This is a genomic window from Pseudomonas glycinis, from assembly GCF_054871425.1.
The window spans coordinates 110,465-134,407 of sequence record NZ_JBTYHF010000012.1 but is presented as its reverse complement, the minus strand read 5'-3'; the positions used below and the strand labels follow the sequence as shown (position 1 = coordinate 134,407).

18 protein-coding genes are annotated in these 23,943 nt (G+C 60.7%); all 18 read right to left on the bottom strand.

The window, feature by feature from the left end; all coding sequences use genetic code 11:
• Positions 1-225 precede the first annotated feature (225 nt).
• The 18 genes from ACYSTU_RS25220 to ACYSTU_RS25135 all read right to left on the bottom strand — a co-directional run bounded on the left by ACYSTU_RS25220 (position 226) and on the right by ACYSTU_RS25135 (position 23,940).
• The gene (locus tag ACYSTU_RS25220; RefSeq protein ID WP_016771091.1) at positions 226-492 is read right to left on the bottom strand and encodes a DUF8042 domain-containing protein; all 267 of its coding nucleotides are present in this window, start codon (positions 490-492) and stop codon (positions 226-228) included.
• Positions 489-1,778, bottom strand: a complete 1,290-nt coding sequence (locus ACYSTU_RS25215) for a motility associated factor glycosyltransferase family protein (RefSeq protein ID WP_499002286.1) — start codon at positions 1,776-1,778, stop codon at positions 489-491. The genes ACYSTU_RS25220 and ACYSTU_RS25215 overlap by 4 nt, the downstream gene beginning before the upstream one ends.
• Positions 1,779-1,865: 87 nt before the next feature.
• Positions 1,866-2,792, bottom strand: a complete 927-nt coding sequence (locus ACYSTU_RS25210; protein WP_016771093.1) for a ketoacyl-ACP synthase III — start codon at positions 2,790-2,792, stop codon at positions 1,866-1,868.
• Between the two features lie 227 nt (positions 2,793-3,019).
• Positions 3,020-4,072 carry a pseudaminic acid synthase gene (gene pseI, locus ACYSTU_RS25205; protein ID WP_499002283.1) on the bottom strand — a complete coding sequence of 351 codons (1,053 nt, stop codon included), beginning with the start codon at positions 4,070-4,072 and terminating at the stop codon, positions 3,020-3,022.
• Complete coding sequence (gene pseG, locus ACYSTU_RS25200; protein ID WP_499002280.1) at positions 4,065-5,570, bottom strand: UDP-2,4-diacetamido-2,4,6-trideoxy-beta-L-altropyranose hydrolase; 1,506 nt, start codon at positions 5,568-5,570, stop codon at positions 4,065-4,067. The genes pseI and pseG overlap by 8 nt, the downstream gene beginning before the upstream one ends.
• Entirely contained in the window at positions 5,567-6,262 is a 696-nt protein-coding gene (pseF, locus tag ACYSTU_RS25195) for a pseudaminic acid cytidylyltransferase (RefSeq protein ID WP_499002277.1), read from the bottom strand. The genes pseG and pseF overlap by 4 nt, the downstream gene beginning before the upstream one ends.
• Before the next feature lie 6 nt (positions 6,263-6,268).
• Entirely contained in the window at positions 6,269-7,432 is a 1,164-nt protein-coding gene (pseC, locus tag ACYSTU_RS25190) for a UDP-4-amino-4,6-dideoxy-N-acetyl-beta-L-altrosamine transaminase (protein WP_499002274.1), read from the bottom strand.
• Positions 7,429-8,430 carry a UDP-N-acetylglucosamine 4,6-dehydratase (inverting) gene (pseB, locus tag ACYSTU_RS25185; RefSeq protein ID WP_263218077.1) on the bottom strand — a complete coding sequence of 334 codons (1,002 nt, stop codon included), beginning with the start codon at positions 8,428-8,430 and terminating at the stop codon, positions 7,429-7,431. Before pseB ends, pseC begins: the two co-directional genes overlap by 4 nt.
• Positions 8,431-8,458: 28 nt before the next feature.
• Positions 8,459-11,371: a glycosyltransferase family 2 protein gene (locus ACYSTU_RS25180; RefSeq protein ID WP_499002271.1), complete on the bottom strand. Its 2,913-nt coding sequence runs from the start codon at positions 11,369-11,371 to the stop codon at positions 8,459-8,461.
• A gap of 55 nt (positions 11,372-11,426) precedes the next feature.
• Positions 11,427-12,164 carry a cephalosporin hydroxylase family protein gene (locus ACYSTU_RS25175; RefSeq protein WP_038860482.1) on the bottom strand — a complete coding sequence of 246 codons (738 nt, stop codon included), beginning with the start codon at positions 12,162-12,164 and terminating at the stop codon, positions 11,427-11,429.
• A 17-nt stretch (positions 12,165-12,181) separates the two neighbouring features.
• Entirely contained in the window at positions 12,182-13,252 is a 1,071-nt protein-coding gene (locus ACYSTU_RS25170) for a class I SAM-dependent methyltransferase (RefSeq protein WP_499002268.1), read from the bottom strand.
• Entirely contained in the window at positions 13,249-14,100 is an 852-nt protein-coding gene (locus tag ACYSTU_RS25165; RefSeq protein ID WP_016771102.1) for an NAD-dependent epimerase/dehydratase family protein, read from the bottom strand. The genes ACYSTU_RS25170 and ACYSTU_RS25165 overlap by 4 nt, the downstream gene beginning before the upstream one ends.
• Positions 14,097-15,323, bottom strand: a complete 1,227-nt coding sequence (locus tag ACYSTU_RS25160) for a methyltransferase domain-containing protein (RefSeq protein WP_499002265.1) — start codon at positions 15,321-15,323, stop codon at positions 14,097-14,099. The genes ACYSTU_RS25165 and ACYSTU_RS25160 overlap by 4 nt, the downstream gene beginning before the upstream one ends.
• Positions 15,320-15,880: a dTDP-4-dehydrorhamnose 3,5-epimerase family protein gene (locus tag ACYSTU_RS25155; RefSeq protein WP_499002262.1), complete on the bottom strand. Its 561-nt coding sequence runs from the start codon at positions 15,878-15,880 to the stop codon at positions 15,320-15,322. Before ACYSTU_RS25155 ends, ACYSTU_RS25160 begins: the two co-directional genes overlap by 4 nt.
• A complete protein-coding gene (gene rfbG, locus ACYSTU_RS25150; RefSeq protein WP_130901816.1) occupies positions 15,877-16,959 on the bottom strand; it encodes a CDP-glucose 4,6-dehydratase in 1,083 nt (360 codons plus the stop codon). The genes ACYSTU_RS25155 and rfbG overlap by 4 nt, the downstream gene beginning before the upstream one ends.
• Positions 16,941-17,714, bottom strand: coding sequence for a glucose-1-phosphate cytidylyltransferase (rfbF, locus tag ACYSTU_RS25145; protein WP_016771105.1), 774 nt, complete (start codon positions 17,712-17,714; stop codon positions 16,941-16,943). Before rfbF ends, rfbG begins: the two co-directional genes overlap by 19 nt.
• 954 nt (positions 17,715-18,668) lie before the next feature.
• The gene (locus tag ACYSTU_RS25140) at positions 18,669-22,262 is read right to left on the bottom strand and encodes a glycosyltransferase (protein ID WP_499002258.1); all 3,594 of its coding nucleotides are present in this window, start codon (positions 22,260-22,262) and stop codon (positions 18,669-18,671) included.
• A gap of 109 nt (positions 22,263-22,371) precedes the next feature.
• Positions 22,372-23,940, bottom strand: a complete 1,569-nt coding sequence (locus ACYSTU_RS25135; protein WP_206420850.1) for a flagellar hook-associated protein 3 — start codon at positions 23,938-23,940, stop codon at positions 22,372-22,374.
• Between the last annotated feature and the right edge of the window lie 3 nt (positions 23,941-23,943).

Here is a 23,943-nt window from a genome sequence, read left to right as displayed (position 1 = left end):
TTGGGTACTGCGGCTTCCGGCCCTGGCAACCGCCGGGTATGGCCTAGAGAACCTTCGTAATAGTTATCGTCGGGATTGCAGGTTGCTTGAGGGCTTTTTGAAAAAATTTTGCCATCACCACGCCACCCCCAAGAAAACAAAGACTTAGCAGCACATCCAGCGCGAAAAAATGACGTCATAAAACCGCCTGTAACGCAAAGCCGCGGGCCAGCGCTGCGCAGCGGTTCAGCGCCTGGCACTTTCCAGCAATTCGACCAGTTCGTATTCCATATAGTCAGCCAGGCCCAACCAGTCCTGGCGCTCCTGACAGTCGAGCATTTGCGTGAGCACCTGTGCCCACGCCTGCTGGATATCCACTGAGGCAGACGCCAGACATTGCTGGGCCTGTTCGAATACATCGACCATCGTCAGTGCCGCCTCAACGTCACGCCCAAGGCGAAACAACGCCGCACACTGACGACACTGATCCTGACACTGACCCAGCGCACTCATTGCACGAACTCCGGATTGAAAGCGGTCCCGGCAATCAATGCACCGGCGCGGCTGCTGTTGAGAAATTCGACCTTTGGATGCGCAGCGATATAACGCTCGAGCACACACAGATAACCGCGAAAATTCAGCTGAGTGCTGACGCGCTGACCGTGGCCATCGCGCACCCAGTGCCGCGCCTGATTCACCGGTGGTCCGAGATCGCCGTCATTCCAACCGGCGTGAGTCTTGTTCATCGGGAAAGCGAAGTCAGCGCCAAATAGCGTGATACGCCTCGCGCCCATTTTTACCGCGAGATCCACCGCCGGATGAATCACGCTGCCGCCGACGTGCAGCTCGCCGCGTGGATACTGTTCTTTCAGCTCGGCATAGATCGGGCTGGCCGAATAGCCGCCATAGCGCTTGCCCTTCCATGCCTTCAATACCTGCGGGTCGCTCATCGGCAGGTACACCAGGGTAATGCCGTCAGACGTCTCGAAGGGCAGATGCCGAAAGCCGATGCGCTGATCGATGCTCACCACCAGATCAGGCACGATGCCGTGCTCACGTAGCGGTCGATAAGCGGTATCAACACAGATGAACAACGGCCGCTCGGCAAGCTGACGGATCGCCGCCAGCCGCTCGAATTGCTGCTCCAGCGTCGGCCCGGTAGCGATCACGTAGATTTCACGTCCAGCGCAGCTGCCGAACAACTGCGCGACATCGGCATCGCCAAGCAACACCGGCAGACATTCCTGCAAGCGTTGCTGGATTTCTGGCGACTGCGGATCGAAATCGCGATTGTTGAATGTCAGGTGCACTTCATTGATCAGCCGGTCGCGGATCTTCGCGTTGAAGTCATCGGCCAATATCACCTCGGCGGGCAAGGCAAAGAATGGCGTGAAGAAGTCCGGGTGATCACCGGCGTAAAACAGTTCGACCCGAGGATCCTCCATCCATTGGCGCTGATCGAGCAGTTGCAGTACCAGCGCGAACAGCGCGCCGTTGAGGATGTGCACGTACAGACGCTCCAGCCCTGCGCGCTCCAGCAGCACACCGGGCAAATCGCCGAGGCCGGTGCCATAGACATGCAGATGCGGTTTTGCCGGCAGGCTTGCCGCCTGAACCTGCGCCTCGTGCAGACGATCATGGCGACTGGTCAACTGAATGCCGTCAACGCTCAGCGTCGAGCCCAGCCCTTGCACGAGTTCGGCCTGTACGGACGCGCTGTCTTCGGCCATCAATCGCTCGAACAGCGCCGGCCAGCGCCGTTGCAACACCTCGGCATTGGCTTGGAAAAACTCGCTCATGGCGCCTCGCGCTCCTTCTCGGGCAAAAAAATAGCGTTCAAGGTTAACCTTGAACGCTATTTTTGTATCAGCGCTTTTTGCTCGGGCTTACGGACGATAGATGATCGCCGAGCCCCACGACAGGCCCACGCCAAAACCGCTCAGCGCAACGCGCTGCCAGTCGGAATCAAGCACATGTTTTTCCAGCAGCAGCGGAATGCTCGACGACACGGTGTTGCCGGTTTCGACCATGTCCTTGATGAACTTCTCCGGTTCGCCTTCAAAGCGTCGCGCCACGGCGTCGACAATCGCCGCGCTGCCCTGGTGAATGCAGAATGCGTCGATGTCATCGGCCTTGAGATTGGAATCGTCGAGCAACTCGTGCAGGTGCGCCGGGACTTTCAGCAGAGCGAAGTTGAAGACCTGACGACCGTTCATGAAGAACACGCCGTTGCTGACTTTCAAGTGCGGTGCGCCGGAACCGTCGGTGCCGAACTTGGCCTTGCCCAGCGCCCAGGTCGGGTTTTCGCCCATCCACGTAGCGGTGGCGGCATCGCCAAACAGCATGGTGGTGTTGCGGTCTTCCGGGTCAACGATTTTCGAATACGGGTCAGCGGTGATCAGCAGGCCGTTCTTCAGGCCGGCGGCTTCCATGAAGCCCTTGATCGCGTAGATGCCGTAGACGTAACCGGAGCAGCCCAAAGAGATATCGAACGCTGCGACATTGGTCGGCAGGCCGAGTTTGTCCTGGACGATTGCTGCTGTGTGCGGCAGGCCTTCTTCGTCACCGTTTTGCGTGACGACAATTAACGCGTCGATCGATTCACGCTTCAGTTCAGGATTGCTGGCGAACAGCGCATTGGCCGCTTCCACGCACAGGTCGGAAGTTTCCTGCTCAGCGTCTTTGCGCGGCAGGAACGCCGAACCGATCTTGCCAAGGATGAACTCTTCATCCTTTTCGAATTTTGCACCTTGTGCGTAATTGTCCACGCCGGCTACAGGAACGTAGCTCGCAATGCTTTTTATGCCAATCATTACGGCTTCCCAATAAAAAACAGCCCAAAACCACCGCTCGCAAGGATTCGAGGGGCGCCGACAAACAGAAAACGGCCGCCACGACGGGCAGCCACGGGAAGCGCAAAGGGCTATCACTGGAACCGCAAAACGGGCCAGGCGCCATCTCCCCGGTCAATACAATACAGTGAAGATGCGCGTTATGACTCGCAGGTCACGCTATTTTGCCGAATCGATGGCAGATTGGCCTATTCGACCAGCGACCAATCCAGCGGCGTACCGCGCTTGATCGCGGTGCGCGCACGGCGTCCGAGGACGGCTTCGGTGTGCTTGGGCGGCAGACCGAGACCGGGACGAATGGCGCGCAGATTGTCGCCAGTAAAGGCTTCACCGGCGGCCATGTCAGCGGTGACATACAGCGAGCGGCGATAGACCAGCGACTTGCGCTCGGCCTCGGTCGGACCGTACTGAACACGCCCCATCGCCTGCCAGGCACGCTCGGTTTCGACGACCAGACTGGCCAGCTCCGCAGGCTCCAGGGAGAAACTCGCGTCCACGCCACCGGCGGAACGGTCGAGGGTGAAATGCTTCTCCACCACCGTCGCCCCCAATGCCACCGCTGCCACCGACACGCCAACGCCCATCGAATGATCTGACAGCCCCACCTCGCAACCAAACAGCTCGCGCAGATGCGGGATCGTGCGCACGTTGCTGTTGAGAGGCGTGGCCGGATAGGTGCTGGTGCACTTGAGCAACACCAGATCCTTGCACCCGGCCTCGCGTGCGGCACGCACGGTTTCATCCAGCTCAGCAATACTCGCCATGCCGGTGGAGATGATCAGCGGTTTGCCCGTAGCCGCCACACGGCGGATCAGCGGCAGATCGGTGTTTTCGAAACTGGCGATCTTGTACGCCGGCACTTCAAGGCTTTCGAGAAAATCCACCGCGCTGTCATCGAACGGCGTCGAGAACGCGAGCATCCCCAACTCCTTGGCCCGAGCAAAAATCGGCGCGTGCCACTCCCACGGTGTGTGGGCTTTTTCGTAGAGATCGTAGAGCGACGTGCCGACCCACAGACTGCCCGGATCCTTGATGAAGAATTCGCCTTCAGCCAAATCCAGGGTCATGGTTTCGGCGGTGTAGGTTTGCAGCTTCAAGGCATGCGCCCCGGCCTTGGCCGCCGCCTCGACGATTTGCAGAGCGACGTCGAGGGACTGGTTATGGTTACCGCTCATCTCAGCAATGATGAACGGCGGCGCATCGGCACCGATGGTGTGGTGGCCAATCTTGAAACTAGACATGCGGGTGATCCTTCAAAACACGGCTGAACGCGCAGGTTTCCTGGATGAACCCGGCGTCGCGAAAAACTTTCAATGAGGACTGATTGGCGGGCATGACCCGCGCAGTGATGCGTGTCAATTGCGGCCAGTGCGCAGCGACAAATGCTTCGCCACGGCTGAGCACTGCCCTGCCCCAACCGAGGCCGAAACGCCCCTCCAGCAGATAGATCGACACTTCGGCATCGAACCCGCGCAAGTCGTAGCGCAGCACCCCGACCGGGCCGTCATCCGCCTCGGCGATCAACAGCAACCGTTGCGGATTGCGCAGGGTCGCTGTCAGCCAGTTCAGATGCTGCGCCCAATCGATCACTCCGGTTTCCAGCGACCAGCGCCGTACCGCTTCAGCATTGCGCCCATCGAACAGCAACTGCGCATCGTCCAGCGTCGCCGGGCGCAGTTTCAGCACCGCACCGGCCAGCGCCGCCGCCACACGCTCGGCACCGCGCCCGTCGACCAGTTGCCGCGAGCGCTCGGCGAGGCTGCGGCGCAAAAAAAGATTGCTCACGACGAAGCCGACCGCATCACGCAACTGCTCGACGCTGACCTGCTCGCGAGCGCCCATGAACACATGCGCACCGGCAGCGGCCATGACTTCGCCGTTGGCCTGCTGATTGTTCGCCACGGCGATGCAGATGGTCGGCAAGCCCAACGCCGCGCGCTCCCAACTGGTGCCACCGCCAGCGCCGATAAACAGGTCGGCCTCAGTCATGCGCTGATGGAAATCACTGACGAAACTGTGCAGGCGCCAGTTCGGTCGCGTCTCGGCCAACGCTTGCATCTGCGTCCACGCCGGGTTGTCGGCGCCAGCGACGAAATCCACCTGCAACTCAGTGAAATCAGCCAGCGCCAGCATCGCATGGTGAGTCTGCCTCGCCGCGTCGAAACCGCCGAAATTCACCAGCACCCGGCGGGCCTTCGGTTTGATCTCGATGGCATCGCAGTTGAATTCTTCGCGCAGCATGGCGTAGCGCGGGCCGAGCAAGGTGCGACAGCCTGGCGGCAGCAGCGGCGCGTAGTTTTCGCTAAGACCGGACAGGTTCTGATTGAGCAGCAGATCGACGCTGTAGCGCCGCGTGGCCAGATCATCCACGGCGGCGATTCGATGCGCCCAGCGCCGGGCAGCGGTTTGCCAGTGATGATGGAGGCCGTAATGGTCGACGATGATCCAGTCGAACGGTGCCTGCCCGTCCAGCAGCAGGCCCAGTGCATCAATATCGAACTGCCACGGCAACATCGATTCGATAGCCTGCAGCGGGTCCTCATCACGATAGCGCTCGGGCAGCGCGAAGATCTCGAAGCCCTCGGCATTCAAGGCTTCGAGTCGATGCCCGGGCAAACGCCGACAGGCGAATGCGACATGACTGCCCTGCCCGCGCAGCACCCGCGCCAAGGTCAGGCAGCGGGCAATGTGGCCGCTGCCAATGGTTGGCGAGGCGTCGGCGCGGATCAGCACTCTCATTGCAGTTCTCCGTCGGCCTTGAGCGCGGCGTACAGGTATTCGGCGCGTTTCCAGTCCTCGGGGGTGTCGATATCCTGGACCAGATGACGCGGCAGGATCACCGGCAGACTCGCTGGCGAGAACAGCGTCTCGCCGCGCAACCACGCTTCGCTGCGGCCCCAGTAAAACTGCCCGGCATCCTGAAACGCTTCGGGCAGATCCTGCGAACGGGTGGTACGAAATTCGGGGTACAAAGACGTCAACGCGCCCTCCTCGTCGAGGGTCAGTGCGCGCTGCACCGGGAAGCCGAAGCTGCACACCGAAAAGGCAAACGACTTGTGCGGATGCTGCTTGAGCAAATCCAGACCCTGACGCAGATAACGCGCCTGCAACAACGGCGCGGTCGCGTACACGCAGCAGGCGTAATCGAACGTCGGCAATTGCTGCAAGGCATGCACGATCACCGCAGCGGTGCCGGTGAAATCATCGGCAAGATCAGCCGGTCGCATGAACGGCACCTCGGCGCCATTTGCCCGCGCGACGTCGGCAATGTCCTCATCGTCAGTGCTGACTGCAACCATCTCGAACAGCCCTGACTCCAGCGCCGTGCGAATCGAGCGGACGATCATCGGTACGCCGTCGAACGGTTTGAGATTCTTGCGCGGGATGCGCTTGCTGCCACCACGGGCGGGGATGATCGCGACGCAGCTCACGGTGCCTTACTCCTCAAGCAGCAGCCGGCGCAGTTGCTCGACCACCTGATCCTGTTGTACTTCGCTGAGCAAAGGGAACAGCGGCAAGCTGATCGCCTCGGCGTAATAGCGCTCGGCCTCGGGGAAGTCGCCTTCGGCAAAACCCAGATCACGATAGTAAGGCTGCAAGTGCACGGGAATGTAGTGCAGATTGACGCCGATGCCAGCGCTGCGCAAACCTTCGAACACCTGACGATGACTGAGGTTGCAGCGCTCGACCTGCACGCGCACCACGTAAAGGTGCCACGCCGATTCGGCTTCCGGTTGCGCGCTCGGCAAGGTCAGCGGCAGGTAGGCGAGGAGTTGATCGTAACGCGCGGCCAGTTCCCGGCGACGTGCAACAAACTCATCCAGTTTGGCAAGTTGCGACAGGCCCAGCGCCGCTTGCAGATCGGTGATCCGATAGTTGAAGCCCAGCTCGACTTGCTGGTAATACCAAGGCCCGTGGCTGGGCTCGGTCATGTGCTCGGCTTCGCGGGTCATGCCATGGCTGCGCAGGCGTCGCAGACGTTCGGCCAGCACCGGGCGATTGGTCAGGACCATGCCGCCTTCGGCGCTGGTGATGATTTTCACCGGGTGAAAACTGAACACCGTCATTGCCGCAAATTCGCCGCAACCGACCGGGCGGCCGGCGTAGCTCGCGCCCACGGCGTGCGAGGCGTCTTCGATCACGGTGAAGTGGTAGCGCACCGCCAGATCGGCGATCTTGCGCATATCGCAGCTCTGCCCGGAGAACGCGACGGCGACAAGGACTTTCGGCAGCGTGCCGTCGCGCTCGGCCTGTTCCAGCTTCGCGGCCAGCGCCACCGCGTCGAGGTTCCAGGTCAGCGGATCGATGTCGACGAAATCAACATCAGCGCCGCAATAACGCCCGCAATTGGCCGAAGCCAGAAACGTATTCGGCGAGGTCCACAAGCGATCGCCCGGCCCCAGGTCAGCGGCCAGACAGGCGATGTGCAGCGCCGCCGTGGCATTGCACACCGCCACGCCGAAATCGGCCTGACAGCGCTCAGCCATGGCCTGCTCGAAGCGTTCGATGGTCGGCCCCTGGGTCAGCCAGTCCGACTGCAAAACTTCGACCACCGCGTCGATGTCCGCCTGATCAAGGCTCTGCCGACCGTAAGGGATCATACCGACAGCTTCGCGTGCAGATCGGCGATCTGCCCCACTGAAAGGAAATGCGGGTTGGTATCCGAGCGATACTCGAAATCCTCGTCCACGGCACGGCCACGTTCACCGAGTTTATCGACGGCGAAATCGACGTCGACGCTGGTAAAACGAATCGACGGCTGAATCGTGTAATGGTCGTCAAACTCAAGGGTCATCCGCGCATCGTCCAGCGGCACCATCAGTTCGTGCAGCTTCTCACCGGGACGAATGCCGACGTTCTTGTGCGGCAGATGCTCGGCCATGCCGCGCGCCAGATCAACGATGCGGATCGACGGAATCTTCGGCACGAACACTTCGCCGCCGTGCATGCGAGCGAAGCTATCGAGGACGAACTGCACGCCATGATCAAGGGTGATCCAGAATCGGGTCATGCGCTCGTCGGTGATCGGCAATTCTTGCGCGCCGTCAGCGATCAGCTTGCTGAAGAACGGCACCACCGAGCCGCGCGAGCCAGCGACGTTGCCGTAGCGCACCACGGCGAAACGGGTCTGCTGCTCGCCGGCAATATTGTTGGCTGCAACGAAAAGTTTGTCCGAAAGCAACTTGGTCGCGCCGTACAGATTGATCGGGCTGGCCGCCTTGTCGGTGGACAGCGCGACGACTTTCTTTACGCCGTTATCGATGGCGGCCGCGATGATGTTTTCCGCGCCGTTGACGTTGGTGCGAATGCATTCGGTCGGGTTGTACTCCGCCGCCGGCACCTGCTTCAACGCGGCGGCATGCACTACGTAATCGATGCCGCGCATCGCCTGACGCAAGCGCTCGGCGTCACGCACGTCGCCGATGAAATAACGCATGCACGGTGCATTGAACGTCTGCTGCATTTCGTATTGCTTGAGCTCGTCGCGGGAGAACACCACCACGCGCTTGGGCTGGTATTGCTCCAGCAAGCGACGGATGAAATTGCGTCCGAACGAGCCGGTGCCGCCGGAGATGAAGATCGATTTACCGTTGAACATTTTGTCAATTCCGTCCCTGTCGCCAGGCTTAAGCGAGCAACTGTGCCCAGTCCAGTGAAGCATTGTCATCGAGCACGAAGCCTTTGCCCTTCAGGCTCAGGTTCGCGTTGTAGGCCTGATCCTGAACGAATGCCGCCGGCCATTTTTCGCGCAGGGCCAGCAGCGCTTGCGGGGCGTCAGGCATACCGCCCTGATGGATGACTTGCACCGCCGGAGTCCATACCGTCAGATAACCGGCCTGCCCGGCGCTCAGGCACAGATCGACATCGCTGAAGCCTTCGGCAAATGTGCTTTCGTCCAGACCGCCGAGCGCCTCGTACAGCTCTTTGCGGACCATCAGGCACACGCTTGATACCGCCGAGTAGTTTTGTTCCACCGCCAAGCGATGCAGGTAACCGTCGGCATCGTGATCTTCACCAACGAAGGGCGAATCGACCCCGCCGTTCAGGCCCAGGATCAATCCCGCCTGGCTGATCTTGCGATCACGGTCGATCAGTTTCGGCCCGACCACGCCAACCTCTGGACGCAGAGCATGGTTGAGCAAAGAGTCGAGCCAGTTCGGATTGACCACTTCCGCATCGGCGGCGAGCAGCACCAGGTACTCGCCCCGCGCCTGACGACTGGCCGCGTTGAACAATCCTGCTTCGCTCAACGTCCGGTCAGTGCGCAGCACCTGCACTCTGGAGTGCTTGTAAGTGCCGAGCCAATCATTGATCTCAGCCGTCTGATCCGCAGCGGTGGCGATCAGCACTTCATAGTGATGGTAACGGGTACGCAGCAGCACACCTTCAAGGCAACGTTGCAGCACCGCCAGATCGCTGCCCGCCGGAATAACGATCGATACCAGAGGCCGATCACTGTGGTGGTAGTCGATCTGGTAAACCCCTGGAACCGCTGACGTCACTTTGGCCTTGTAGCCGCGATTGCCCAGATGGCGCAGCAGCGCCAGGCGCTCGTCAGCATTCTCGACCAGCTCTGGTGCCTGGCTGATCAATAGCGGCTCGTCGAGGTGAGCCAGGCTGTTGAGCCCATGTTCTTCGATAAGACGCAGCAGCACATCGAGCTCCAGTGCCTGATTGAAATCAGCTCGATAGCCGCCGATTTCGACCAGCGCATCGCGCCGTACCAGCCAGTGCCGCGCCATCAGCGTTGGCAGGCTCAGCAGCAGATCAAGGTTGAAGCCCGGCCGGAACACGTCGGTCAGGGCACCGTTTTCCTGACGCTGGATTTCGTCGGTGGATACCGCGCGGCAATCGCCGGCGTTCATCAACTCCAGGCTGGCGCGCAACAATCCGCTGGCAGTGAACTCATCACCGGCTTCAGCCAACAGCAGCCAGTCACACGGTGATTGACGAGCGCTTTGATTGAGCTTGTCGATCAGATTGCCCGCGGTCACTCGGACAAAATGCAGGGTGTTCTGTGCCGTGGTCGCGGCGGGCGCTTCGCCGGTGGTGAACACGACAATGCGGAAGGCCTTGCACTGCCCTTCCAGCAAGCTGTCGAGAGACACCTGAAGCTTGTCGATGTCGTCGTCCAGATCCAGCAGAAAAATGCCGAACTGCGGCCCGCCGCCATTCACCGCCAGATGTTGGCCGATTGCCTCGAGGTGAGCGCCGGGCGCACGTGCGGCCAGCCAGTTGAGCAGGCGACCGGACTGCATCTTGTCCATGACCGCATGATGGTCATCGACGGTCAACGCTTCGAGACGCTCGATCCAGGCCTGCATCGCTTGCGCCTCTTCGGCTTGGCCCATCGCAGTCAGCTGAGCCGCCAGCCGTTTGATAACGGTGCGATTGAACGCATTGAGATCGTGAGCCTGCCACAAACGGTCGAGAACGCTTTCCGGCGTGTCGTTGTTGCGTGCTTGCAGCAAGTGCGCCTGACGGGTCCAGACGCCCTCCAGGCCTTCAAGTTGGATGCGCCCCGCCGGCATGGCGTGCAGCATGAATTCGAACTGCGCCAGGCGGTCGAAAAATGCCTCGTTGTAGAACGGCATTTCCACGTACTGCAAAGGCCCGAAACGGCGATCCGGGTACTTGAGCTCCTGATTCCAGGTGGACTGGATGATCAGTTCCGCGGTCAGCGCTCGATTCGATTGCAGGCTGTCGACCATTGCCTCGAAGCTTTGCAGGGCAAGCGATTTGCCCTGCTCGGCGTCCAGTCCTTTGATCTGGGTTGGCAGCGCGGCAAGGAACTCGGCAAAGGCTTCACGCTCGGCCACCGATTTGGCATCGACGTAGGTCAGCGAGTGATACACCTCGGTGCTGTGCTCGGAGGCACCGTAGTTGATCTCCCGAACCACATAAGGGATCGGCAGAATCCGTGCTTTGGCACTGGCCAGCAGGAAATAGACATGGCCGATTTCCTGCCACTGGAAGCTGGTGCCGGGTGGCAATGCCGAGTGCCAGGTCTTCATCAGATCAGTACGGGTCACCGCATAGAACGGCGGGATGTACTGGCTCATGTAATCGATGACCCGCTCCTGAGCCTGTTCGGAGCAGTAGTCTTCCTGGACTTTTTTGTCGCGGCGGTAGTAGCTGACGCCACCGGCCAGCGTCAGGTACATCAGGCAATAGCCGTGGCACATGCCGTAATCCGGATTGGCCTGCAGGAAACCCACGGATTCGGCCAATGAATCATGCAGGATGAAGTCGTCATCGGCCGCCAGCACCATGTACGGCGTGGTCAGTTGCTCGACACCGTAGGCCAGTTTGGCCTGCATCCCCCAGTACGCGAATTGCGGCACATGATGGTAATCGACGGCGGAAAAATCGCCTTCCGGACGTTCCGGCGAGGAGTCGAGCACCATGATCTTGCAGGGCAAGTCGCTGTAATACTTCACAGCCCGACGCAGGAACGCCGGTCGGTTGTGGGTAATCAGCACCACCGTCAACAGCTCATCAAGCGGTAGCGTCAGTTCAGAACTGTACTTGCCTTGCATAACTTCTCTCCACAACCGGCGACTCGCCGAAACAACTCTGGGTAAATGTTGCGAATTAACGAACGCGACGCAGGTAGCCGTCCGGCGCCACGGTGATCAGCAGTTTGTTCTGCAATTGCTGGTCGATTTCGAAGTCCTGGTTCTCTTCCAGGTACTTCCACACGGCGGTTTTCGGGTTGTCGCCCGGGCCCCATGGACGATCCGGGAAGAAATCGGCCGGCATGTCTTCAACCACGGTGTCCATGACCACGCAATAGCTGTCGACCGACACCAGCGGCGCGTAGAGGCGCAGCTCTTCGAGCACGTGATCGTGGGTGTGGTTGGAGTCGAGGACCAGAATGACTTTCTTGCCTTTGGCGGCGGCCTGCACCTGAGCGGCAATGGCCGGGTCAATGCTCGAACCTTCGATCATTTTGATGCGCTTGGCCATCGGGTGGCTTTCGATGGCTTCACGGTTGTGCGGACGAATGTCGAGGTCGATGCCGAGCACTTCGCCGTGGCCTTGCAGCTCGAGCAGCGAGGCGTAGTAGATGATCGAACCGCCGTGGGCAATGCCGCACTCGATAACCAGGTCCGGCTTGACCTGCCAGATGATCTCCTGCATGGCCATCATGTCTTGCGGCAGCTGGATGATCGGGCGGCCCATCCACGAGAAGTGGTAACTGTATTTGTGCTTGGCCGATTCGTTGAAGAAATCGCGGGCCAGGCCGGTCAGTTTGGGGTCGTCACCTTGCTGGGCGATCTGCTCGCGGCACTCGGCTTCGAAGGCTTGGTTGATGCTGTTGTCGGTCATTTTGGTCATCTCAAGGGTCACTGAAACGAAGCGCTGTCGACGGCGTGATAGACGTAGCGTCCACCGGTCATCCGCTTGATCTCTTCGAGGTAATTGGAATTCATCACAAACAGGTGCGCGCCTTCGGGCAGCGCATCCATGGCCTCTTGCGGCGAGGACACCCGCGCGCCGCTCAGCGGCAGATAACGCCCCTGCTTGGCCGGGTTGATATCGACTACGCGATCGACCGCGACGCCGGCGCGTTGCAGGTACAGCGAATAGATCACGCCTTTGGACGAGGCACCCCAGATCGCCGAACCCTGCGCAGGCGCCGAGCGGATGATCTGCACAGCGCGGTCGAGACTGGCGCTGAAATCTTCAGGCAGAGTCAGGCGCGGCACCGGTTGTTCGGGTATCAGGCGCAACGTCGACAGATCGGCGACGATGTACAGATACTGGCCGCCGAACAGATGCCCGGCCTCATGCACCGTGCCGAACATCCGGCGCAGGTCATCGAGACGGAAATAATTGACGTGTTCGTAGAACAGGTCGAACCAGGCCTTGTGCTCGAGGATCCAGTCCAGGCACGGCACTTCGATGTAGATCTGCCCGCCCTGATTGGCCTCGGCGATCACGGCCAGAAAGCTCACCGGGTCTTCGATGTGCTCCAGCACATGACGCAGCACAATGGCGTCTGCCGCCAGGCCGAGGCCGCGCGTGAACGGCGCCTTGATCACCTCGGGGTTTTCGCCTTCATAAGCAGGGTCGATGCCGGTGATCGAATAGCCCAGGCCTTTGAGCAACTCGAGAAAGTAGCCCTTGCCGCAGCCGACTTCGATCAGTTCCTGGCCCTTGAAGTGCTTGGCGATGATGCCTTCGACGTCACTCAAATGCTTCTGGAACTGACCGGAGTGCGCCTGCTCGTTCTGATAGTCGGCGTCATAACTGAGCTTGTCGGCATCGAACGCGGCGTTGAAGACCAGACCGCTGCGCTCGTCCTGAACCAGCAGCATGTCGGCGCTGGCCGAGGCACGCGCCGATTCGGCATCGGCGAAAGTGCGGTTCTGCAACACCGGCAGGCCGGTGGCCCGGTACAACTCGTGCCTCATGGCGACTCTCCCAATAACTGTTGCAAGCACTCGGTGACGGCCCAGAACGCCAGCGGTTCGTGGGTCGGATACGGGTAATGGCCGAGGTTCAGAGCCAGTGTTGCGCCACGCTCATGCAAGCGCTGTTCGACCAGCGCACGCACCGACACCGGATGGCCGCTGGCGCAGTTGACCACGCCATCGAAATCGCGCTGATGGAGGATCGCGGCGAGGTGACTCGCGGCGGTTTCAATCGCGAGGAAATCGCGCAACTGCTCACCGGCCGACATGTTGAACGACGCCTCGCCGGCATCGATTGCCCGGTCCAGCGCAGCCAACAGGCTGTTGGGGTTCTGCCCTTCGCCGTGCAAATAGAACAAGCGCGCCCATTGCAGGGTGAACGGTTGCTCCTGCTGCAAATTCTGCAGAAACAGGTGCAGCGTATGTTTGGCCAGACCGTAGGGATTGCTCGGCCGTGGCTCGGTTGATTCGCTGAGCGGACCGCTCTGCATGCCGTATTCGAAGCAAGTGCCGGTCACCAGCACCTGCGACACGCCCGCCTCTACCGCGCTTTTGATAAAGCGGTAATCGGCCATCAGGTTGTGCTCGAAATGAAACAGCGCCCGATAGTTCGGCAACCCCGGCCAGGCCAGATGCGCCAGCGCGTCGATGCCTTCGGTCAGCGCGACGACATTCAGGTCGGCAGCGTGAATGTCTGCCGCGACGAATTCGACGTGGTTGATCCATGGCATGCCCTGCGCCTTTTCTGCGTTGCGCCCCACCGCGCGAACTTCGCAGCCGCGTTCAAGCAATGCAGCAACCAGATGCCGACCGACAAAGCCCGTGGCGCCAGTGACCAGAACTTTCACAGCACTTTCAACTCAGGCACGGCGATGACGAAGCGCCCGTCCCACTGACGCATCTGCGCCAGTTGCTGACTGAGTTCGTGCAGCAGGTTCCACGGCAGTACCAGCACGTAGTCCGGCTTGTCGATGTCGATCTGCGCTGGCGCAACAATCGGGATGCGACTGCCCGGCAAGAACTTGCCCTGTTTGTGCGGGTTGGCATCCGCGACCCAAGCGAGCAAGTCTGGTTTGACCCCGGCGTAATTGAGCAAGGTATTGCCCTTGGCTGCCGCGCCGTATCCGACCACACGTTTACCGTCGGCCTTGGCCTGCAACAGGAAGCGCAGCAGGTCATGTTTGATGCGTTCGGCAGCAGGCGCGAGGGTCGCGTAGTACTCGGCGGTTTTCACCCCGGCATCGAGTTCGGCCTGCAGTTGTTGCTGAACTGCCGGGAGAACAGTGCGGCGCTGGCCGTCCTTGCGCTGCACGAATACGCGCAGCGAGCCGCCGTGAGTGCTCAACTGGCTGACGTCGAACACTTCCAGTCCATTGCGCTCGCACAGGGTCTGCACGGCGGTCAGCGACAGGTAGGAATAATGTTCGTGATACAGCGTGTCGAACTGCGCTCCAGCCATCAGCGTCAGCAGTTGCGGAAACTCGAAAGTGGCGACGCCGGTCGGCTTGAGCAACGTCGCGAAGCCGGCGAGGAAATCGTTGATGTCCGGCACGTGCGCGAGCACGTTGTTGGCCGCCATCAGATCGGCGCCCCAGCCTTCGCTGCGCAATTGCGTGGCGGTGTCGCGGCCGAAAAACAGCTCACGAATTTCCAGGCCTTTTTCCCGTGCAGCCTGTGCGGTGCTGCGGGTCGGCTCGACGCCCAGGCACGGGATGCCGCGCGCGGCGACATATTGCAGCAAGTAACCGTCGTTGGCGGCAACTTCGACCACGCGGCTGTCAGCGTTCAGCCCAAAGCGCTCGCTCATCTCGGCGACATAGCGCTCGGCGTGATTCAGCCAAGTACTGGAGAACGAACTGAAGTAGGCGTACTCGGCATCAAACAGGCTGTCGGCACTGGTGTAATCCTCGGTCTGCACCAGCCAGCATTGCTCGCACACCGCGACTTTCAGCGGGACCCATTGCTCGGCCTGCTCAAGGCGATCGGCATGCACGTAGGCGTTGGACGGCGGCGAAGTGCCGAGGTCGATCAGCGGCAGATTCAGCGGTGCGGCGCACCCACGGCAATTCATAGACGCACTCCAGCAAAGTGTTGATCAAGCGCGGGATGGCTGGAATCGCGCGCTGACAAATTATTGACAGGCAACGGCCAGGCAATCGCCAGCCGAGGATCGTTCACCGACAAGCCGCCCTCGTGCTCCGGTACGTAATCGGCGCTGTGCAGATAGAGCAATTCGGCGTCGTCGGTGAGCGTCTGAAAGCCATGAGCGAAACCGCCCGGAATCAACAGGCTGCGGCCATCGCCCGCCTTCAAGTGCTCGGCGTGCCAGTGCAAAAACGTCTCCGAGTCCGGGCGCAGATCCACCGCCACATCCCAGACCTCACCGCGCAGGCACGTGATCAGTTTGGCTTCCGGGGCGTTGGCATTCTGATAATGCAGGCCACGCACACTGCCCTTCTCGCGGGTGCAGGAATGGTTGATCTGGCGGATATGAAATTCATTGCCGAACGCACTCAGGCTGCCCTCGCAGAACAACCGGGCGAAGTGCCCGCGCTGGTCTTCGAAACGTTTATGCTGAACGCTGAACAGGCCGGCCAATGGCAACGCTTGCAGGGAAAACTCGCTCACAGCGCGCCTCGGTACAGATTCAATTGGCCCAGAGTTACGGCGCGCATATCATCGCCGTTCTGCCACGCCAAGTGCCAATCGAGGGTCTGCGCCAGGCACGCCTGCAACGACCAGCGCGGCTGCCAGCCGAGCACCTGCCGCGCACGACTGCTGTCCAGACGCAGCAGACCGGCTTCGTGCAATTCACTCGGCTCGATGCGCAAACCACGGGCCTGCGGCCAACGGTTGGCGAGCAGTTCAACCACTTCACCGACGCTGCACATGTCAGCCTCACCGGGACCGAAGTTCCACGCACCGGCGTATTCCGGGCCGTACTCGTAGAGAGCAGCAGCCAGTTGCAGATATCCGGCCAGCGGTTCCAGCGCGTGCTGCCACGGACGCACGGCTTGCGGGTAACGCAGGGTCACTGGCTCGTCGGCGGTCCATGCTTTCAATACGTCGGGAATCAGTCGCTCCGGCGCAAAATCACCACCGCCCAGTACATTGCCAGCGCGTGCGGTAGCCAAGGCCAGACCGTGTTCGGCATGTTTGTCCGCCGGGAAGAACGACGCCGCGTACGACTGCGCGAGCAATTCGCAGCAGGCCTTGCTGCTGCTGTAAGGATCGTGTCCACCAAGGGCTTCGTCTTCGCGGTATGGCCACAGCCATTCCTTGTTGGCGTAGACCTTGTCAGTGGTCACCAGCACGCAGGCCCGCACGCCGCCGACCTGACGAATCGCTTCGAGCAGATTCAGCGTACCCATGACGTTGCTGGAATAGGTGCCAAGCGGATCGCGATAGCCCTCGCGCACCAGAGGCTGGGCCGCCAGATGCAGGACGATTTCCGGCTCGGTCTCGGCGATGATTTCCAGCAAGGCACCGAGGTCACGCAGATCGCCGCGTTGATCATTGATGCCTTCGCGCACGCGCGCCAGTTCGAACAGGCTCGGCTCGGTCGACGGATCCAGAGAAAAACCGCTGACCTGCGCACCAAGGCTTTGCAGCCACAGGGTCAGCCAACTGCCTTTGAATCCAGTGTGTCCGGTGACGAGAACGCGTTTGCCACGCCAGAAATCCGCACTCAGGCCCATTGCTTCCATGGGGCCTCCCCGCTCTGCCACAGCGCTTCGAGATGGTTCTTGTCACGCAGGGTGTCCATCGGATGCCAGAAGCCTTCATGCTCGAAGGCCTTCAATTGTTCGTCCTGAGCCAGACGGGCCAACGGCTCGGCTTCCCAGGTGGTGGCGTCATCGCTGATGTAGGGCAGCACTTTTGGCGAAAGCACGAAGAAACCGCCATTGATCCAGCCACCGTCACCACGGGGTTTTTCAGTGAAACCCAGCACCTGGTCACCTTGGCGTTCAAGCGCGCCGTAACGACCTGGCGGCTGCACCGCAGTGACGGTCGCCAGGCGGCCGTGAGCCTTGTGATAGTCGACCAGCTCAGCAATATTGATGTCGGAAACGCCATCGCCATAGGTGAAGCAGAACGCCTCTTCATCCTTGAGATAACGCGCGGCACGCAACAGGCGGCCACCGGTCATGGTTTCCTCGCCGGTGTCGATGAGGGTCACACTCCACGGCTCACTGTAGTTCTGATGGACGTCCATGCGGTTGTTGCGCATGTCGAAAGTGACGTCGGATGTATGCAGGAAGTAGTTGGCGAAGAAGTCCTTGATCGCGTAGCCCTTGTAACCCAGGCAGATGACGAAGTCGTGGATCCCGTGGGCGGAATACTGCTTCATGATGTGCCAGAGAATTGGCTTGCCGCCGATCTCGATCATCGGCTTGGGCTTGAGGTGCGACTCTTCACTGATGCGCGTGCCGAGGCCACCCGCCAAAATTACTGCCTTCATCGTCTCCCCTCTCGTACGTCACCGGGCTGCGCACTGCTTTTTTGAGCGTCGCAGGCCTTCTGGCCAAACCTTCTGCCGCTACGGGCGCAGGAGGAAACACCGCGAGCGCTCGTTTTATGGCGATTTGCGGGGCACTTGCAGGAAACGCGCCAGCTCAGACTCGGGTTTTCGGAGATGGCTGATAGAGGCGTCGGTGGAAGTGGCAACAGGCTGATGGGCAGGCTGAGGGCGTGAAGGGGCAAGAGATCAAAAGCCAAAGCAAAAGATCGTCCGATCGCAGCCCGAGCCTTCGCCAGTTCCTACAGTTGGATCGCGTGCATCCAGCAAGAAATGGGTCGGCTGTCAGGCCGCCTTCGCGAGCAGGCTCGCGCCCACAGAACAGCAAGAGCAAGAGCAAGAGCAAGAGCAAGAGCAAGAGCAAAAGATCGCAGCCTTCGGCAGCTCCTACAGTTGGATCGTGGGCATTTGGGAGAAATGGGTTGCTCGGCAGGCCGCCTTCGCGAGCAGGCTCGCTCCCACAGAAAAGCAAAGCAGCGCAGCTGCCCGCGGCGAAGCCGCCCCACTCAACAATGAGCGCAAGCTCGAGTGCTCTTGATCTTGATCCACCGGCGACGTCGGAAGGCTGAGTGAAGGGATTGATCCGGGCGTAGGAGCGCAGCGACCGTCTGGCGCAGCCAGACACAGCGGAAGGAGGTGCAGCGAAGCAAACCGGAGCCGCTGCGCCCGGATCAGTCCCGCAGCGAAGGAACCCGAGCCTGCGAGGGCCGAACGTAGGAGCAAGCCTTTTGGGTTACCTTTTTGGCGTTTGAAAAAGGTGACCCGCCGTAAGGGCGGAACCGTAATCAGCAACATCCGCAGAAACGGATCTACACCCAAAACCCCAACAGCCTGGTCGGCCCAAAGGCCGCCAAGACCCCAAAAAAAGCAACCCCAAAAAGCCGCCCATATAAACGATCAATCCGCCAGCCAGCCATTCTCCCAATACCGCAGATTGTCACCACGCAACACATAATCGCGCATGACCACCTCGTGCAGCTCGTCACCCATGCGATAACTCGCGTCAGGGTCGGCCAGATGCATGCGAATCGCCTGCAGCCATTCATCAGTGCTGTTGGTCTTCACCCGCGTGCACGGCAGGTAGCCCTGATAGGCTTCGGTGTCAGTGCAGATGACCGGATAACCACAGGCGCCGTATTCCAGCAAACGCAGGTTGCTCTTGCAGTCATTGAAAATGTGAAACTCCAGCGGTGCCAGGGCCAGGTCGAGGTTAAGACTGGCCAGCTTGGCCGGATAGACGTCCAGAGGAATCACACCGTGGAACTCGTGCATGTACGGACGCAGGTCATCCGGGCACATGCCAAAGAATACCCAGTCAACTTCGTTGGCCAATTCACGCACGACATCGGCAATCACCGCCAGATCGCCATGGTGGCTGGTGCCTCCGCCCCAACCCACGCGAGGTTTTTTCGAGGTGCGGCGCTGACCCCGCAAACCGGTCCAGAGGTTTTGCGCGAGCATGTTGGGGACTACGCGAATGTCGTGGTGCATGTCCGACAGCGCATTGGCCAGTGGTTGAGTCGAGACCACCACGCGGTCGCACAGGCTGATCGCCTGGCGCACCATCCGTTCCATTTCCTGCTTGCTGGGCATGTTGCGGATATGCGCATTGCGATGCGGAACATCGATCACATAGTCATCCAGCTCGAAGATGCGCCGGGCATGGCAGAACTTTTTCAGCGGCGGGATTTCATCGATCGCGCCCTGGGAATAGCGCCCTTGCAGGACGATGACATCCGGCGACTGACGCTCGATTTCAATGATCGACGGCAAGCCGTAACGAATACACCCTTCGGCGCGGTTCGCCGCTTCCAGCTCTATCAGCGGCTGACTCATGCGGTAATGGCCAATGGCTGAGGCATTGATCGGCACGGCGAGTACGTTGGGCAATTGCGGCCTGGAAAAAGCAGTCCACCCCGTACGCAGGCCCGGCTCAAGGCTGAAACTGGTCGCTCCGACGCCCTGCAGTGACAGGTTGACGTTGAAGGCCGGATCGCGGGCAATGCGCGGCAGCCAGCGCTTGTAGAAGGTCTCTTGCTCGTGCAAATGTTGCTGGCCTTGCTCAGTTGTCGACTCGACAGTCGGGCGCACGCCCTGAGCCAGCAAGGCATAAGGCGTCCACACTACCAGGTAGCCTTCCTGGCCGATGCGCAGGCACAGATCCACCACGTTCAGCGCCTGCTTCAAATCCTCTTCGTCAAGCCCTGCCACCGCCTCGAAAACCGTCTTGCGCACCATCAGGCAATCACCGCCGACTGCACTCAGATCGTGGGTGGCCTGCAGCCGGAACATATAACCGTCCGACTGCAGCGACTGTCCATAAAATGGCAGCCCGACCGCGCCCTGCATCCCCAGAATCATGCCGGCATGCAGCACATAACCATCCGGGTTGAACAACTTGGCGCCGACCACGCCGACTTCCGGGCGCTGCGCATGATTGAGCAGTTCGTCCAGCCAGTCGGCGTGGGTGATCACTGCAAAGGTATTGAGCAGCAGCACATATTCGCCACGGGCCTTGGTCACGGCAAAATTGTGCAGGGCAGCCATGTTGTCCGGCTGCGGGTACGTCAGCACGCGGATTCGGTCACCACCCAATTGCGCGATGCCGTCCAGCCATGCTCTGGCCTCAGCGGTTTCGCTGCCGTTGTCGACCAGCAGCAGTTCGTAGTCGGCGTAGGCGGTTTTTTCCAGCACGGTCTCGACACACCGCTGCAAGGCAGCGGTCTGATCCCGGGTGACGATGATGATCGACACAAGCGGACGGCGCGCGTGCCGATAGTCGACACGATTGAGCAATTGGCAACTGCCACGGCGGATTTCATGGGCAACGCCAATGCGTTGCAGATGCGCTTCGAGCACACGAGGGTTCTGTTCGATGACGCCTGGCTCGGCCAACCACCGCGACAGATCGAATGGCGACTCCAGCAGAACTTCGGCGACATGCCCGATCACCTGGGTGCCGTCGCTTTCGACCATGCGCCACAGCATGTCGTGAGGAGCCAGTTCGGTGAACGTCGTGTCAAAACCACCCAGCGCCAGAAAGCGTTCGCGCTTGAACGCCAAGGCGCGCCCGACATACGGGTAGCTGCGCATCAGATCAAGGTTGAAATCGGGTTTGAAGGCGGGTTCCACGGACTCACCATCGCGCAGACCGCCTTCATCGCTGTACACGCAACCGAGCGACGGCGAGTGCGCAATCCGGTCAGCCATGACCAGCAAGGCCGGCACCATCAGCCGGTCACCGGCCTGCAACAGGTAAAACCAGTCGGCGCCCTCCAGTTGGGGCAACAACGCGTTGATCTGACCCAGCCCGTCACCTTCCAGTGGCATGTGGAACACGCGCCCATCCAGCGTCGCCTCGTTACAGGAAGCGGACAGCACCAGAATCAGTTCAGGGGCATAGTCCTGCCGAGCAAGCGCCTCAAGCGTGCGCTCGACTCCATCGCGACTGCCCTGGGCATCAATGACGATCGGCACTATTCGCGGCTGTTGTGGCCAGGCGGCCAGAGTTTCCGGCAGTAACTTGCGCTGCCCTTCAGTGAGACTGCGGCACTGTAGCCAGTGCGCGTAGAGTTCGGCGAAGCTCCAGCTATCGATGCCGACGCACCACTCCTGGCGACTCTGCTTGGTACCCAGCGTTCGGCTCAGGGGCAGCTCTTCCCAGACGCGCGGCATTACGTCAGCCTTGGTCAGCGGGACATAGCGCACCCAACCCGGCGCTGGCGCCGACTCGCCGCTGCGCGCCTTGAGCATTTGCAGAATCCACTCGCGCTCGACCTCGACCGCGTCTTTCATCGGCTGCTGAGCGCTCAAGCGCTCCGGATACAGCCGCTCGGCACTGAGCACGGTGTTCGACATCGCCAGATTGCCGCGCCGCAGCAGGCATACGTACAAGGCGAAATCCAGGGTGGCGACAAAGCAGTGGCCGTCCTGAGTCAGCGCCGGCAACAAGTCGACGAGGTCCGAACGACGGAACAAGGCGCTGGAGAAACCGCCCAGCACATTGACCGGAAATTTTTCGAAGATGCCCAGCAGGTCATCACCCTTGAACAGACCGCTGGCCGGTGACAACGAAGTGTTTTCAAGGCGCGCCGGCAGAATGATGTCGTCGGCGTCCCAGAACAGCCGCTGAGCCAGCACCAGGCTGACTTCCTCACGCAACATCTCGTGCGCCTGCTGCTCGATGCAGGCGGCATAGAGATGGTCGTCGTCACACATGAACTTGACGAATTCACCCTGCGCCTGATCAAGGCACGCCTTGAGATTGCCGACCAGGCCCAGTGTGCGCGGGTTGCGCACATAGCGCACGGCAACACCCGAGCGCTCGGCCACAGCACTGACAATCCCTTCGATCTCATGACCACGACTGTCGTCGCAGACAATGATCTCAAGAGGCGCGTATGTCTGGCTGACGGCGCTGTTCAATGCCCGCTCGAAAAAGCGCGGATTGAACGCAGGGATGGCAATGCTGACGAGAGGAAGTGAATTCACGGCGGGCTCACAGGCGGTACGAGCCCGCTCGCAAAAACGAGCCCTTGATACCGCAAAAAATCATTAACAGAGGCACAAAGTTGGCGGGCGCTCACGCACCCGCCAATCATCAGATCTTGTTGAACAGACCCAACTGACTGATCTTGCTGAACGCCAGTTGCGCGGCTTGCAGCATGGTCTGTTGCAGCGTCAGACGGGTCATGACTTCAGCCGGATCGGAATCACGAATCGAACCCTGGGTCGTGCTGTTCGCCGTGGTCAGGCTGTCGTTGGTGATGGTCTGCATGTCCAGCGCCTGGCCGCGCGCACCAATGGTGGTGACTGCGGTGCCGATCTGGTTGGAAGCGGCATCGATGTTGCCGAGGCCTGCCTCCATCGCGCCCTGCAATTTCTGCTTGGCAACCGGATCGCCATCGACTGGCGTGTTCAGCGCGGTGATCATCTGGCCCAGAGTGTCGAGCACGTTCTGGGTCTGGTGATTGTTCGGCTGGATCGAGAACTGATCACCAGCGGCCGGCGCGCTGCCCAGCGCGAATGTCACACCGGCAGCGGTGGCGTTACCACCGGCAACCGTGCCCGAGGAAACCGGCTTGCTGTCGGCCGTCACCGGCGCGGCATACAGATCGAAATCGGTGGCGCTGGTGAACTTGAGCACTGCGCCGCCCTGCGGAAACGCTGCGGTGTAGGCTGCCTGATCGGTGATGGTCGAACCAGTGATCACGCTGGTCGACGGGTTACCCGGATTACGCGTGGTGGTGAACGAGTCCGGCGAGGCCGACAACTGAAAACTGTGCCCTGCGATAACGGCGTCCGGATTGGTATCGCCGGCCTTCAGATTGACGTTCAGCTTGAGGTCGACGCCGCGGAAACTGACGGTCTGATTGGCGCCGCTGCTGTTGCTGATCAGGCCATTCTGGCTCGCCTCGGCGGTCACATCGTTGCCCAGCGCATCGGTGATCTTCAGCTGGGTGCTGCTGACGAAATCGACGGTGTACGGCTGCCCGGCAGTGAACTTGGCATCGTAGGTGGCAACAGTGCCGACGGTGCCGTTGGACAGCACGACACGGCCGTCATCCACAGCTGGCGCAGTCATTTTGGTGTTGGTGCGGCCGGTGTTGATGGTCTGCTGGAACGCGTCCCAACCGGTGGTGTTGGTACCCACGGTCATGCCGTCGCCGATGCCCAGATCGATGGTGGTCTGGTCGCCGTTGTAGCTGAACGTGCCGTCAGAATTCTTCGAGTACGGCGCGGTATCGGTTTTCGAACCGGAGAACAGGTAGTTGCCGTTGGCATCCTTGGCGTTCATCAGGCCCAGCACTTGCTGTTGGATCTCACCCAGTTCCGAGGCGTAAGCCTGGCGGTCCTTGTCGGTGATCGTGCCGTTGTTCGCGGCCAGCGCAAGTTCCTTGGCCCGTGCCAACGCCGTGGTGATCGAATCCAGCGTGGACTCCTGCACGGTCAACGCACTTTTGGTGGTGTTGACGTTGGTCTTGTACTGATCGAGCATCGCTGCCTGCTGGCCCAATTGCAGCAAGCGCCCGGCACCGATCGGATCATCGGCGGCGGTGTTGATGCGTTGCAGGCTGCTCGCCTCGCTCGCGGTGGCGACAGCCTTGTTGAAGTTACGCTGATAATCCGAAGCTTGCGTTCCGTAATACTGGGCGGTGGAAATGCGCATGAA